Genomic DNA, 13948 nt, shown 5'->3' with positions numbered 1-13948 from the left:
GCGATGTCGAAACTCGGTAACCTCGGCGCCCGACTGCACCGTGGCGAGATCAGCTACGACTTCATCGGCCACCGCAAGCTCTGGTACGGCATCTCGATCCTGATCACCATCACGGCCATCCTCGGCCTGACGGTGCGCGGCCTGAACATGGGCATCGACTTCCAGGGTGGTGCCGTCTTCACCACCGAGAAGACCAGCGTCTCCGTCTCCCAGGCGGAGGAGTACGCGAAGGACGCGTCCGGCCACGACGCGGTCGTGCAGAAGCTCGGCAACGGCACGCTCCGCATCCAGATCGCCGGCATGGACATCAAGCAGTCCACCCAGATCAAGGATGACCTCGCCGCGGACTTCAAGGCCGACCCGGAGACGATCACCGCCGAACTGGTCGGTCCCAGCTGGGGCGACCAGATCGCCAGCAAGGCCTGGCAGGGCCTGGCGATCTTCATGGTGCTGGTCGTGATCTACCTGGCGATCGCCTTCGAGTGGCGGATGGCCATCGCCGCGCTCGTCGCGCTGATCCACGACATCACCATCACCGTCGGCATCTACGCCCTCGTCGGCTTCGAGGTCACGCCCGGCACGGTGATCGGTCTGCTGACGATCCTCGGTTACTCGCTGTACGACACGGTCGTCGTCTTCGACTCCCTCAAGGAACAGACGAAGGACCTGACGAAGCAGACCCGCTTCACCTACAGCGAGATCGCCAACCGTTCGATCAACGGCACCCTGGTCCGGTCCATCAACACCACGGTCGTGGCGCTGCTGCCGGTGGCGGGCCTGCTGTTCATCGGCGGCGGCTTCCTCGGGGCGGGCACGCTCAACGACATCTCGCTGTCGCTGTTCGTCGGCCTCGCGGCCGGTGCCTACTCCTCGATCTTCATCGCCACGCCGCTCGTCGCCGACCTCAAGGAGCGCGAGCCGCAGATCAAGGCGCTGAAGAAGCGCGTCCTCGCCAAGCGCGCCCAGGCGAGCGCGGAGGAACAGGTCGCCGGGACCCGGGGCGACGACGGCTACGACGACGAGCCGGAGGACGCCGCACCCGCGGTCGTCGGCCCGCGCAACCAGCCCGCGTCCCGTGGCCGGGGCCGTGGCCGTCCGTCGGGGAAGCGCCGATGACCGAGGTCACCGACATCACGACACTGCTGCTCAGCCGCATCCGTGACGTGGCCGACCACCCGGAGCCGGGGGTGATGTTCAAGGACATCACCCCGCTCCTGGCGGACCCGGCGGCGTTCACCGCGCTGACCGACGCGTTCGCCGGGATCGCCGAGCGCACCGGAGCCACCAAGGTCGTCGGCCTGGAGGCCCGAGGCTTCATCCTCGGTGCCCCGGTCGCCGTCCGCGCGGGCCTCGGCTTCATACCCGTGCGCAAGGCGGGCAAGCTCCCCGGAGCCACCCTCGGCCAGGCCTACGACCTGGAATACGGCTCGGCCGAGATCGAGGTGCACGCCGAGGACCTGACCGCCGAGGACCGGATCCTGATCATCGATGATGTGCTCGCCACCGGCGGTACCGCCGAGGCGTCGATCCAGCTCATCCAGCGCGCGGGCGCCGAGGTCGTGGGCGTCGCCGTCCTGATGGAGCTGAGCTTCCTCGACGGCCGGCCGCGACTGGAGGCCGCCCTCGGCGGAGCTCCTCTGGAGTCACTGCTGACCATCTGACGGCCGTCTGAGAACCGCCGTACGCCAAACGGGCGGGCCCGGAGGAATCCGGTGCCCGCCCCTTGCGTTTCTTCGGTAGACGGCCCTCACATCGGCCTGAAGGCGATCCCGGAGCCCGGGATCGCTACGATGGGTTCTCCGGAGCCTGACCGGGGACCCGGATCGCGCACGAGGAGTCCTCTTGCCAGACGAGGCCCAGCACCTGACCGCCGCCGCCAAGCCCGAGTCCGCCTCGGCGCCCGCGGCCACGCCCGCGAAGAGCGACACTCGCGGGCCGGTCGAGCACGACCGTTCCGCGCCCGTCGACAAGCCGGCCGAGCAGCCCCGCCCCAAGCCGGCCCCGACCGAGCGCTCCTCGGCCACGCCCGCCGGCCGTCCGGCCGCCGCCCAGCCGCCCGCGCGTTCCGGCTCCTCCAATCGCGTCCGCGCCCGCCTCGCCCGACTCGGCGTCCAGCGCGCGAACCCGTACAACCCGGTCCTGGAACCGCTGCTGCGGATAGTGCGCAGCAACGACCCCAAGATCGAGACCGCCACCCTGCGCCAGATCGAGAAGTCCTACCAGGTCGCCGAGCGCTGGCACCGCGGTCAGAAGCGCAAGAGCGGCGACCCGTACATCACGCACCCGCTCGCGGTGACCACGATCCTCGCCGAACTGGGCATGGACCCGGCCACCCTCATGGCGGGCCTGTTGCACGACACCGTCGAGGACACCGAGTACGGCCTGGAGGACCTGCGTCGCGACTTCGGCGACCAGGTCGCCCTGCTCGTCGACGGCGTCACCAAACTGGACAAGGTCAAGTTCGGCGAGGCAGCGCAGGCCGAGACCGTGCGCAAGATGGTCGTCGCGATGGCCAAGGACCCGCGCGTCCTGGTCATCAAGCTCGCCGACCGCCTGCACAACATGCGCACCATGCGCTACCTCAAGCGCGAGAAGCAGGAGAAGAAGGCGCGCGAGACCCTCGAGATCTACGCGCCGCTCGCCCACCGCCTCGGCATGAACACCATCAAGTGGGAACTGGAGGACCTCGCCTTCGCGATCCTCTACCCCAAGATGTACGACGAGATCGTACGGCTGGTGGCCGAAAGGGCACCGAAGCGTGACGAGTACCTGGCCATAGTGACCGACGAGGTCCAGGCCGACCTGCGCGCAGCCCGCATCAAGGCGACCGTCACCGGCCGCCCGAAGCACTACTACAGCGTCTACCAGAAGATGATCGTCCGCGGTCGTGACTTCGCGGAGATCTACGACCTGGTGGGCATCCGCGTCCTCGTGGACACCGTCCGCGACTGCTACGCGGCCCTCGGCACCGTGCACGCGCGATGGAACCCGGTCCCCGGCCGGTTCAAGGACTACATCGCGATGCCCAAGTTCAACATGTACCAGTCGCTGCACACGACGGTCATCGGACCCAACGGCAAGCCGGTCGAACTCCAGATCCGTACGTTCGACATGCACCGCCGCGCCGAGTACGGCATCGCCGCGCACTGGAAGTACAAGCAGGAAGCCGTCGCCGGGACCTCCAAGGTGCGTTCGGACCAGCCGAGGACCACCGGCAAGGACGACCACCTCAACGACATGGCGTGGCTGCGCCAGCTCCTCGACTGGCAGAAGGAGACCGAGGACCCGGGCGAGTTCCTGGAGTCCCTGCGCTTCGACCTGTCGCGCAACGAGGTCTTCGTCTTCACTCCCAAGGGCGACGTGATAGCGCTGCCGGCCGGGGCCACGCCGGTGGACTTCTCGTACGCGGTGCACACCGAGGTGGGCCACCGCACCATAGGAGCCCGGGTCAACGGACGCCTGGTGCCGCTGGAGTCGACCCTGGACAACGGAGACCTGGTGGAGGTCTTCACCTCCAAGGCCGCAGGGGCCGGGCCGTCCCGGGACTGGCTGAACTTCGTCAAGTCGCCGCGCGCCCGCAACAAGATCCGGGCCTGGTTCTCCAAGGAGCGCCGCGACGAGGCCATCGAGCAGGGCAAGGACGCCATCGCGCGGGCTATGCGCAAGCAGAACCTGCCGATCCAGCGCATCCTCACCGGCGACTCGCTCGTCACGCTCGCGCACGAGATGCGCTATCCGGACATCTCCTCGCTGTACGCGGCGATCGGCGAGGGCCATGTGGCCGCGCAGAACGTCGTGCAGAAGCTGGTGCAGGCTCTCGGCGGCGAGGAGGCGGCCACCGAGGAGATGGACGAGGCGGTACCGCCGTCGCACGGCCGCGGCCGCAAACGGCGCAGCAACCAGGACCCGGGCGTGGTCGTCAAGGGAGTCGACGACGTGTGGGTCAAGCTGGCCCGCTGTTGTACGCCCGTGCCCGGCGACCCGATCATCGGTTTCGTCACGCGCGGTAGTGGCGTATCGGTTCACCGCAGCGACTGCGTCAACGTGGAGTCACTGTCCCGTGAGCCGGAGCGCATCCTCGACGTCGAGTGGGCGCCGACGCAGTCCTCCGTTTTCCTGGTCGCCATCCAGGTCGAGGCGCTGGACCGGTCCCGTCTGCTGTCGGACGTCACGCGTGTCCTGTCCGACCAGCACGTCAACATCCTGTCCGCCGCCGTCCAGACCTCCCGCGACCGGGTGGCCACCTCCCGCTTCACCTTCGAGATGGGCGACCCCAAGCACCTGGGGCACGTCCTGAAGGCCGTCCGCGGGGTGGAGGGCGTCTACGACGTGTACCGGGTGACGTCGGCACGCAGGCCGTAACGTACGGGGGAGAGCGGCCGACGGGGGACGGGGGAGCGGCACGGGCGGACCGGGACAGGACGGATTGGCCGGGCACGACGGACAGGACGGCGTACAGCCGTCCGGTCCGGCCGCCGGACGCTACCGCCCCGTCAGGCTTCTCGGGCGCGGCGGCATGGGTGTCGTCCACGAGGCGGAGGACACCCGGCTGGACCGCCGCGTCGCCCTGAAGATGCTCACCGCCGTCGAGGGCCTGGCCCAGGACAGCATGGCCTGGGACCGCTTCCGGCGCGAGGCGCGCGCTCTGGCCCGGATCGACCACCCCGGCGTGGTGACGCTGTACGACATCGGGGTGCACGAAGGCACTCCGTACCTCGTGATGCAGGTCCTCGACGGCATGAGCCTGGCCGACCTGGCCTCGGGCCGAGGGGCCGCTGCCGGCCAAGGCGGTCAGCACCGTCGCGTTCGGCATCGCGGAGGCGCTGGAGGCCGCGCACACGGCCGGGGTGCTGCACCGTGACGTCAAGCCCACCAACGTCGGCATCACCCGCAGCGGGCGCGTCGTGCTCCAGGACTTCGGGCTGGCCGGGCCGGCCGGTGAGGCCTCCACCACCCGCACGGGGGCCCTCGTCGGCACCCCGCGGTTCATGGCGCCGGAGGCACATGCGCGCGGCGGACTGGTACGGCCTCGGGGCCTGCATGTACCTCATGATCACCGGGCGTTCGGCCCCACCGTCGACTCCGGCGCCATCACGGAACGGGCCCTCGGCGACGGCGTGCCCCCGCTCACCACCGGCCCGGACCGCCCGGAGGGCCTGGTCAGGCTGGTGGAGCAGCTCTGCCGACCTGTACCTCGCGCTCGGCGACTCCCGCGAACACCTCGGCTACACGGCCGTCGCCCACCAGCACCTGCGCGCCGCGCCGCGCTCGGCCCGCGCCCGCCGCGAGGTCGTCGTCCTCGACTGCTGCTTCAGCGGCCGCGCCGCCCGCGCCCTGGCCGGTGACGAGGTCCTCGCAGCCGAGGCCGCCGTCGACGGCGCCTACGTCCTGACGGCCTCACCGCGCGACCGGATCGCCCTGGCCCCCGACGGCGAGCGCTACACCGCCTTCACCGGGGAACTGCTGGGCGTCCTGCGCCACGGCGTTCAGGACGGCCCCGAGCCGGCCCGAGGCCGTCCTCGTCTGCCGGCGCCTGGCCGACCTGCTCCAGGAGTCCGGCAACCACCTCCAGGCCTGCGAGGTGCTCAAACAGGCCCTGGACATCAGTGAGCGGGGCGGAGCGGCCTGAGGCGGACGGGCACGCGAAACGGCCCGGCGGTGGTCTCCCACTGCCGGGCCGCACGTTCGAAAGACAACCTCGGTGGAGCCAACCGGGCCTCACCGCACGGTCCTTACTGGCCGCCGAACTCCTGCAGGCCCTTCAGCGCCTGGTCCAGCAGCGCCTGACGGCCCTCCAGCTCCCGCTCCAGCTTGTCGGCCTTCGCGGAGTTGCCCTGGGCGCGGGCCTGCTCGATCTGCGTCCGCAGCTTGTCAACGGCGGCCTGGAGCTGACCGGTCAGACCCTCGGCACGCGCGCGCGCCTCCGGGTTCGTCCGGCGCCACTCGGTCTCCTCGGACTCCTGGATCGCCCGCTCCACGGCGTGCATCCGGCCCTCGACCTTCGGCCGCGCGTCGCGCGGGACGTGGCCGATGGCCTCCCAGCGCTCGTTGATCGAGCGGAACGCGGCACGTGCCGACTTCAGGTCACCGATCGGCAGGAGCTTCTCGGCCTCCTCGGCCAGCTCCTCCTTGAGCTTCAGGTTCTCCGTCTGCTCCGCGTCCCGCTCGGCGAACACCGAGCTGCGGGCGGCGAAGAAGACGTCCTGGGCGCCGCGGAAGCGGTTCCACAGATCGTCCTCGTGCTCGCGCTGGGCGCGGCCCGCCGCCTTCCACTCCGTCATCAGCTCGCGGTAGCGCGCGGCCGTCGGACCCCAGTCCGTGGAACCGGACAGCGCCTCGGCCTCGGAGACCAGCCGCTCCTTGATCCGGCGGGCATCCTCGCGCTGCGCGTCCAGCTGCGCGAAGTGCGCCTTGCGACGCTTGGAGAACGCCGAGCGCGCGTGCGAGAACCGGTGCCACAGCTCGTCGTCCGACTTGCGGTCCAGCCGCGGCAGGCCCTTCCAGGTGTCCACCAGGGCGCGCAGTCGCTCACCGGCGGCCCGCCACTGGTCGGACTGCGCCAGCTGCTCCGCCTCGGTGACCAGGTCCTCCTTGGCCTTGCGGGCCTCGTCGGACTGCTTGGCGCGCTGCTGCTTGCGCTCCTCGCGCCGCGACTCGACGGTCGCCACGAGCTTGTCCAGCCGGTCCCGCAGCGCCTGAAGATCGCCGACCGCGTGATGCGCGTCCACCTGGTCGCGGATGTGGTCGATGGCGACCTGGGCGTCCTTCGCCGACAGATCGGTGGTCTGCACTCGCTTCTCGAGGAGGCCGATCTCGACAACCAGGCCCTCGTACTTGCGCTCGAAGTAGGCCAGGGCTTCCTCGGGGGAGCCCGCCTGCCAGGAACCGACCACCTGCTCGCCGTCGGCCGTACGCACGTACACGGTGCCCGTCTCGTCGACGCGGCCCCACGGGTCGCTGCTCACAGCGCCTCCTCCACATGATGCCTCCGAGGGGCTTCAGCGCCCCTGGGCATCGTCCACAGTTTCGTCACGGCCAACATAGGCGACCGGCGGGCCGCCTGTCCGCATCCAGCGCGACCGAAATTGCGCAGTTGACCGCCCCCTGGTCGTCGGATTGTCGTCAGGATTTCGTGACCGTCGCCTTGTTGATCACGACCGTCGCGTTCGGGGCCCCGTCACCGGCGCCGGTGTTCTCGCCCGCGGCGGCGATCTTCTGCAGAACCTTCATGCCGTCGGCCGACAACGTACCGAACGGCGTGTAGCTGGGCGGCAGCTGACTGTCCTGGTAGACGAGGAAGAACTGGCTGCCGCCGGTGTGCGCCTGACCGGTGTTGGCCATCGCGACCGTGCCCGCCGGGTAGACGTTGCTCTTGAGGCTGGCGTCCTTCAGGTTCTCGTCCGGAATGGTGTAGCCGGGGCCGCCGCTGCCCTGGCCCGTCGGGTCGCCGCACTGCAGCACGTAGATGCCGTTGGTGGTGAGCCGGTGGCACTTGGTGTGGTCGAAGTAGCCCTTGCCGGCGAGGAAGTCGAACGAGTTCACCGTGTGCGGCGCGGCCTTGGCCTTCAGTGCTATGCCGATGTCACCGCACGTCGTCGCGAGCGTCATCGTGTACTTCGCCGACGTGTCGATCGTGACCGCCGGCTCCTTCTTCCAGGTCTGCGTCTTGACCGAGCCCGCAGCCGCCTTCTCGCACGGGTCCTTCGCGGCGCTGGGCGCCGCGGACGGCGTCGTCTGCGAGCTCGCGTTCGCCTTGTCGTCGTCCTTCAGGACGCCGGTCGTGTACAGCGCCAGGCTGCCGATGATGATCACGCCGAGCACCGACGCGATCACCGAGTTGCGCACCCGAGCCTTGCGTCGGGCGGAGGTGCGCCGCTGCTGCTGCCGCAAGAACTTCTCCCGGGCGAGCTGACGCTTCCGCTGTTCCTGGGTGACCACCGGGTTCTCTCCTCGTGCGTCTCGTACGTCGACTGGGACGCGTGCGTCTTGTGAGCCGACCGCCTGCGTGTGCCCCGTACCGTATATGGGTTCGCTGAGGAAACGGCAGCGCCGGTAGGCTCTGACCACTGGCGCAGCTGCCAGAAGCCCACGCGTATCGACACAAACGAAGGACGATCGTGCTCATTGCCGGGTTCCCCGCCGGGGCCTGGGGGACGAACTGTTATCTCGTCGCCCCCGCCGCCGGCGAGGAGTGCGTGATCATCGACCCGGGCCACCAGGCGGCCCCAGGAGTCGAGGAAGCGATCAGGAAGCATCGGCTCAAGCCCGTCGCCGTCGTCCTCACCCACGGTCACATCGACCATGTGGCCTCGGTCGTCCCGGTGTGCGGCGCGCACGACGTACCGGCCTGGATCCACCCCGAGGACCGGTACATGATGAGCGACCCCGAGAAGGCGCTCGGCCGGTCCATCGGGATGCCGCTGATGGGCGAGCTGACCGTGGGGGAGCCGGACGACGTCCGTGAACTGACCGACGGCGTACGGCTGGACCTGGCGGGTCTGGAGTTCTCCGTCGCGCACGCGCCGGGCCATACCAAGGGGTCGGTGACCTTCCGGATGCCCGAGACGACCGAGATCCCCTCGGTCTTCTTCTCCGGGGATCTGCTGTTCGCCGGCTCCATCGGACGCACCGACCTGCCCGGCGGTGACATGGCCGAGATGCTCGACTCGCTGGCTCGTGTGTGCCTGCCGCTCGAGGACTCGACCGTGGTGCTGTCCGGCCACGGCCCCCAGACGACCATCGGCCAGGAGCGCGCCGCCAACCCGTATCTGCGGCAGGTGGCGACCGGCCAGGGAGCGGGTTCGACGACCCCTCCCCGACGAGGAATGTGACGAGAGACTTCCCGTGAGCACCTTTCAGGCCCCCAGGGGCACGTACGACCTGATTCCGCCGCGTTCCGCGAAGTTCCTCGCGGTGCGTGAGGCGATCGCCTCCCCGCTGCGCAACTCCGGTTACGGCTACATCGAGACGCCTGGCTTCGAGGACGTCAGCCTGTTCGCGCGAGGTGTCGGTGAGTCCACCGACATCGTCAGCAAGGAGATGTACGCCTTCGAGACCAAGGGCGGCGACAAGCTGGCTCTGCGCCCCGAGGGCACGGCGTCCGTGCTGCGCGCGGCGCTGGAGGCGAACCTGCACAAGCAGGGCAACCTGCCGGTCAAGCTCTGGTACTCGGGCTCGTACTACCGGTACGAGAAGCCGCAGGCAGGCCGCTACAGGCACTTCTCGCAGGTCGGCGCCGAGGCGATCGGCGCCGAGGACCCGGCGCTGGACGCCGAGCTGATCATCCTGGCGGACCAGGCGTACCGCTCGCTGGGCCTCAGGAACTTCCGCATCCTCCTCAACAGCCTGGGCGACAAGGAGTGCCGTCCGGTGTACCGGGAGGCGCTGCAGAACTTCCTGCGGGGTCTGGACCTCGACGAGGACACGCTGCGCCGTGCGGAGATCAACCCCCTCCGTGTCCTCGACGACAAGCGCGAGTCTGTCCAGAAGCAGCTCGGGGACGCCCCCCTCCTGCGTGACTACCTCTGCGACGCCTGCAAGGCGTACCACGAGGAGGTCCGCGAGCTGATCACGGCGGCGGGCGTCGCCTTCGAGGACGACCCCAAGCTGGTCCGCGGCCTTGACTACTACACCCGTACGACCTTCGAGTTCGTCCACGACGGACTGGGTTCCCAGTCCGCGGTGGGCGGCGGCGGCCGCTACGACGGTCTCTCCGAGATGATCGGCGGTCCCGCGCTGCCGTCGGTGGGCTGGGCCCTGGGCGTCGACCGTACGGTGCTCGCACTGGAGGCGGAGGGCGTGGAGCCGGCGCTGCCGGCCTCGACGTCCGTCTATGCGGTCCCGCTGGGCGAGGCGGCCCGCCGGGTGCTGTTCGCGAAGGTCACAGAGCTGCGCAAGCTCGGTGTCGCGGCCGACTTCTCCTACGGCGCCAAGGGGCTCAAGGGCGCCATGAAGAACGCCAACCGCAGCGGGGCCCGCTACACGATCGTCGCCGGCGAACGCGACCTCGCCGAGGGCGTCGTCCAGCTCAAGGAGATGGAGACCGGCGAGCAGACGGCGATCGGCGTGAACGAGATCGTGGCGGAACTGGAGGCGAGGCTGGGTTAGCGCCTCGCCGGGGTGTCGGGTCGTCCGATCCGGCACCCTTCGTTCGCGTGTGCTGTCCCGCTTCGCCCGTCGGCCGAAACCGAACGCCCCGGGCCCTCCGTACGTACTTCCTTACGTCCACCGAACGGTGGATACACGGCCTTGTGCGGCACAATGGCCCCTGCCCGAAGATGGCCCACTCTCAAGTGACGGATCGGCGTGATGAGCAAGACGACAGTCAAAGACGTCTCCACGGAGTCCGAGCCCGAGCGCGTCGCCGCGACCGAGCCCCGGACGGTGGGCGGCAGCCGCGCGTTCGCGATCCTGCTGCTGATCACCGGCGCGGCCGGTCTGCTCGCCGCGTGGGTCATCACGATCGACAAGTTCAAGATCCTCGAAGGCAAGGTGGACGGCAAGACGTTCACCCCCAGTTGCAGCATCAATCCGATCGTGTCCTGCGGCAGCGTCATGGAGAGCAAGCAGGCCGCAGCCTTCGGCTTCCCCAACCCGATGCTCGGCCTCGTCGCCTACGGCATCGTCATCTGCGTCGGCATGAGCCTGCTGGCCCGGGCCCGCTTCCCCCGCTGGTACTGGCTGACCTTCAACTTCGGCACCCTCTTCGGCGTCGCCTTCTGCACCTGGCTGCAGTACCAGTCCCTGTACGAGATCAACGCCCTGTGCCTGTGGTGCTCGCTGGCCTGGGTCGCGACGATCACCATGTTCTGGTACGTCACGTCGTTCAACGTGCGCAACGACTTCCTGCCCGCACCGGGCTGGCTGAAGCGGTTCTTCGGCGAGTTCACCTGGGTCCTGCCGGCCACCCACGTCGGCATCATCGCCATGCTGATCCTGACCCGCTGGGGCACCGACCTCTGGGCCTGAGCCCGGCCCGGACCCGGTCCCGGACAGGAGTGTCGGACCCCTGACGTAGGCTCCGATGTGTGGAGCCCGACCTGTTCACCGCCGCAGCAGAAGACCGCCAGGAGAAGGACCCCGCGGGGAGCCCCCTGGCGGTCCGGATGCGCCCGCGCACGCTCGACGAGGTGGTGGGCCAGCAGCACCTGCTGAAGCCGGGCTCACCCCTGCGCCGCCTGGTCGGGGAGAGCGCCAAGGGCCCGGCCGGCCCGTCGTCCGTGATCCTCTGGGGGCCGCCCGGCACGGGGAAGACGACTCTGGCGTACGTCGTCTCCAAGGCCACCAACAAGCGGTTCGTGGAGCTGTCGGCCATCACCGCGGGCGTCAAGGAGGTCCGCTCCGTCATCGACGGAGCCCGCCGCGCCATCGGCGGCTACGGCAAGGAGACCGTCCTCTTCCTCGACGAGATCCACCGCTTCAGCAAGGCCCAGCAGGACTCCCTCCTCCCGGCCGTCGAGAACCGCTGGGTCACGCTGATCGCGGCGACGACGGAGAACCCGTACTTCTCGATCATCTCCCCGCTCCTGTCCCGCTCCCTCCTGCTGACCCTCGAACCCCTCACCGACGACGACCTCCGCGATCTCGTCCAGCGCGCGCTGAGTGACGACCGCGGCCTCAAGGGCGCCGTCACCCTCCCCGAGGACACCGAGGCCCACCTCCTGCGCATCGCCGGCGGCGACGCCCGCCGCGCCCTCACCGCCCTGGAGGCCGCCGCAGGCGCCGCCCTCGACCAGGACGAGACCGATATCACCCTGCAGACCCTGGAGCAGACGGTCGACCGGGCGGCCGTGAAGTACGACCGCGACGGCGACCAGCACTACGACGTCGCCAGCGCCCTCATCAAGTCCATCCGGGGATCGGACGTCGACGCCGCCCTGCACTACCTGGCCCGCATGATCGAGGCCGGCGAGGACCCCCGCTTCATCGCCCGCCGCCTGATGATCTCCGCCAGCGAGGACATCGGCCTCGCCGATCCGAACGCCCTGCCGATCGCGGTCGCCGCCGCCCAGGCCGTCGCCATGATCGGCTTCCCCGAGGCCGCCCTCACCCTCAGCCACGCCACCATCGCCCTCGCCCTGGCCCCCAAGTCCAACGCCGCCACCACGGCGATCGGCGCCGCCCTGGAGGACGTACGCAAGGGGCTGGCCGGGCCCGTCCCGCCGCACCTGCGCGACGGGCACTACAAAGGCGCCGCCAAGCTGGGGCACGCCCAGGGGTACGTGTACCCGCACGACCTGCCCGAGGGCATCGCCGCCCAGCAGTACGCGCCGGACGCGATCAACGGCCGTGAGTACTACGCCCCTACCCGGCACGGCGCCGAGGCCCGCTACGCGGACGCGGTCGAGTGGACCAGGCAGCACCTCGGTCGCAAGGGGTCGTGAGCACCCTGTAGACTCGCCCGAAGTGCTGCGTCCCGTGTCCGGCCCCAGGCCGGTTCACCAGAACGGGACATCCAGCCGGAGACCCGGCCCTCGGGCAGGGGTTTCCAGGAGCGTCGCGCACCGTCGAACGGTGTCGCGGGCAGCCCACCACCACCCGGAACTCCGGAACAGGTCGGTGGGCCACTCGCGTGCTGCACATGTGCCCAGACCAGGGAGCGGCTGCCCGGCCTGTCCGCAAGGACGGAAAACGGGTTTCCCCGGCTGCGGATGCGACCTCCCTTAACCCTGGTGAGCCGTATTCAGGAAAGAGAAAAGACAGTGGCGAATCAGTCCCGCCCCAAGGTCAAGAAGTCGCGTGCCCTCGGCATCGCGCTGACCCCGAAGGCCGTCAAGTACTTCGAGGCCCGCCCCTACCCGCCGGGCGAGCACGGCCGTGGCCGCAAGCAGAACTCGGACTACAAGGTCCGTCTGCTCGAGAAGCAGCGTCTGCGCGCGCAGTACGACGTGTCCGAGCGTCAGCTCGTCCGCGCCTACGAGCGTGCCTCCAAGGTCCAGGGCAAGACCGGTGAGGCCCTGATCATCGAGCTCGAGCGCCGTCTCGACGCGCTGGTCCTGCGTTCGGGCATCGCCCGCACGATCTACCAGGCCCGCCAGATGGTCGTCCACGGCCACATCGAGGTCAACGGCCAGAAGGTCGACAAGCCGTCCTTCCGCGTCCGTCCCGACGACGTCGTGATGGTTCGTGAGCGCAGCCGCGAGAAGACCCTCTTCTCCATCGCCCGTGAGGGCGGCTTCGCCCCCGACGGCGAGACCCCGCGCTACCTCCAGGTGAACCTCCGCGCCCTGGCCTTCCGCCTGGACCGTGAGCCGAACCGCAAGGAGATCCCGGTGATCTGCGACGAGCAGCTCGTCGTCGAGTACTACGCCCGCTGATCCCCTCCCGGATCGGTTCGCGGCGGTCGTAGGACTTCCGCACCTCGGCCCGCCGTCTCCCTGCCCTTCGGGGCGGGTGGGACGGCGGGCTTTCGCGCACCCCTAATCCGGTACGGACCGCCGTTGTCGGCGCGATAGGCTCGCCTCCAGAGATAGCTGTTCGTCAGTACAGGGAGCGGGTGCGCAGTGTCCGGTGGAGAGGTGGCCGGCATCCTGGTGGCCGTGTTCTGGGCGATCCTGGTCTCCTTCCTCGCCGTCGCGCTGGCAAGGCTGGCCCAGACGCTCAGGGCGACCACCCGGCTCGTCGCGGACGTGACCGAACAGGCCGTCCCGCTGCTGGCCGACGCCTCCGCGGCGGTGCGCTCCGCGCAGACCCAGATCGACCGGGTCGACGCGATCGCCACCGACGTCCAGGAGGTCACGTCGAACGCGTCGGCGCTGTCCACCACGGTCGCCTCCACCTTCGGCGGCCCCCTGGTGAAGGTCGCGGCCTTCGGCTACGGCGTCCGCCGCGCCCTCGGCGGCCGCAAGGACGGGGTGCCCGCGAGGGAACCCCGGCGTACCGTGATCGTGGGCCGTACGGTCTCCCGGCGGGAGAAGCGCAAGCCCCGTGGAAAGAGGGACTGAAGCCA

13 protein-coding genes and 1 pseudogene are annotated in these 13948 nt (G+C 69.8%); 12 read left to right on the top strand and 2 right to left on the bottom strand.

The window, feature by feature from the left end:
* The first annotated feature begins 3 nt into the window (after positions 1-3).
* The 6 genes and pseudogenes from secF to OG289_RS10955 all read left to right on the top strand — a co-directional run bounded on the left by secF (position 4) and on the right by OG289_RS10955 (position 5610).
* Positions 4-1116: a protein translocase subunit SecF gene (secF, locus tag OG289_RS10975; RefSeq protein WP_327313826.1), complete on the top strand. Its 1113-nt coding sequence runs from the start codon at positions 4-6 to the stop codon at positions 1114-1116.
* Positions 1113-1661, top strand: a complete 549-nt coding sequence (locus tag OG289_RS10970) for an adenine phosphoribosyltransferase (protein WP_327313825.1) — start codon at positions 1113-1115, stop codon at positions 1659-1661. Before secF ends, OG289_RS10970 begins: the two co-directional genes overlap by 4 nt.
* 181 nt (positions 1662-1842) lie before the next feature.
* Positions 1843-4362 (top strand): RelA/SpoT family protein, encoded by a 2520-nt coding sequence (locus OG289_RS10965; protein ID WP_327313824.1) that lies wholly within the window; start codon positions 1843-1845, stop codon positions 4360-4362.
* 64 nt (positions 4363-4426) lie between these two features.
* Positions 4427-4861 (top strand): protein kinase domain-containing protein, encoded by a 435-nt coding sequence (locus OG289_RS10960; RefSeq protein WP_327313823.1) that lies wholly within the window; start codon positions 4427-4429, stop codon positions 4859-4861.
* Positions 4776-4949, top strand: a pseudogene (locus OG289_RS49630) (protein kinase domain-containing protein); the annotation flags it as partial. The gene OG289_RS10960 and the pseudogene OG289_RS49630, both read left to right, overlap by 86 nt.
* A 55-nt stretch (positions 4950-5004) precedes the next feature.
* Entirely contained in the window at positions 5005-5610 is a 606-nt protein-coding gene (locus OG289_RS10955; protein WP_327313822.1) for a hypothetical protein, read from the top strand.
* A gap of 122 nt (positions 5611-5732) precedes the next feature.
* On the opposite strand, the gene OG289_RS10950 is transcribed toward OG289_RS10955, so the two are convergent.
* Together OG289_RS10950 and OG289_RS10945 are read right to left on the bottom strand one after the other, a co-directional pair.
* Positions 5733-6965, bottom strand: a complete 1233-nt coding sequence (locus OG289_RS10950; protein ID WP_327313821.1) for a DUF349 domain-containing protein — start codon at positions 6963-6965, stop codon at positions 5733-5735.
* 157 nt (positions 6966-7122) lie between these two features.
* Complete coding sequence (locus tag OG289_RS10945) at positions 7123-7938, bottom strand: peptidylprolyl isomerase (RefSeq protein ID WP_327313820.1); 816 nt, start codon at positions 7936-7938, stop codon at positions 7123-7125.
* A 179-nt stretch (positions 7939-8117) separates the two neighbouring features.
* Here OG289_RS10945 and OG289_RS10940 point away from each other — a divergent pair, with 179 nt between their 5' ends.
* The 6 genes from OG289_RS10940 to OG289_RS10915 all read left to right on the top strand — a co-directional run bounded on the left by OG289_RS10940 (position 8118) and on the right by OG289_RS10915 (position 13943).
* Positions 8118-8831, top strand: coding sequence for an MBL fold metallo-hydrolase (locus OG289_RS10940; protein WP_327313819.1), 714 nt, complete (start codon positions 8118-8120; stop codon positions 8829-8831).
* Between the two features lie 13 nt (positions 8832-8844).
* On the top strand, positions 8845-10107 hold the full coding sequence (gene hisS / locus OG289_RS10935) for a histidine--tRNA ligase (RefSeq protein ID WP_327313818.1): 1263 nt from the start codon (positions 8845-8847) through the stop codon (positions 10105-10107).
* A 201-nt stretch (positions 10108-10308) separates the two neighbouring features.
* Complete coding sequence (locus OG289_RS10930; protein WP_327313817.1) at positions 10309-10968, top strand: vitamin K epoxide reductase family protein; 660 nt, start codon at positions 10309-10311, stop codon at positions 10966-10968.
* 59 nt (positions 10969-11027) lie between these two features.
* Positions 11028-12383, top strand: coding sequence for a replication-associated recombination protein A (locus OG289_RS10925; RefSeq protein ID WP_327313816.1), 1356 nt, complete (start codon positions 11028-11030; stop codon positions 12381-12383).
* A gap of 318 nt (positions 12384-12701) precedes the next feature.
* The gene (gene rpsD / locus OG289_RS10920) at positions 12702-13316 is read left to right on the top strand and encodes a 30S ribosomal protein S4 (RefSeq protein ID WP_123987943.1); all 615 of its coding nucleotides are present in this window, start codon (positions 12702-12704) and stop codon (positions 13314-13316) included.
* A 186-nt stretch (positions 13317-13502) separates the two neighbouring features.
* Positions 13503-13943 (top strand): DUF948 domain-containing protein, encoded by a 441-nt coding sequence (locus tag OG289_RS10915; RefSeq protein WP_327313815.1) that lies wholly within the window; start codon positions 13503-13505, stop codon positions 13941-13943.
* Positions 13944-13948: the final 5 nt, after the last annotated feature.

Source organism: Streptomyces sp. NBC_01235, assembly GCF_035989285.1.
Lineage (GTDB): Bacteria > Actinomycetota > Actinomycetes > Streptomycetales > Streptomycetaceae > Streptomyces.
The sequence above is the reverse complement of the archived record's forward strand: the minus strand, read 5'-3'. Positions and strand labels throughout refer to the sequence as shown.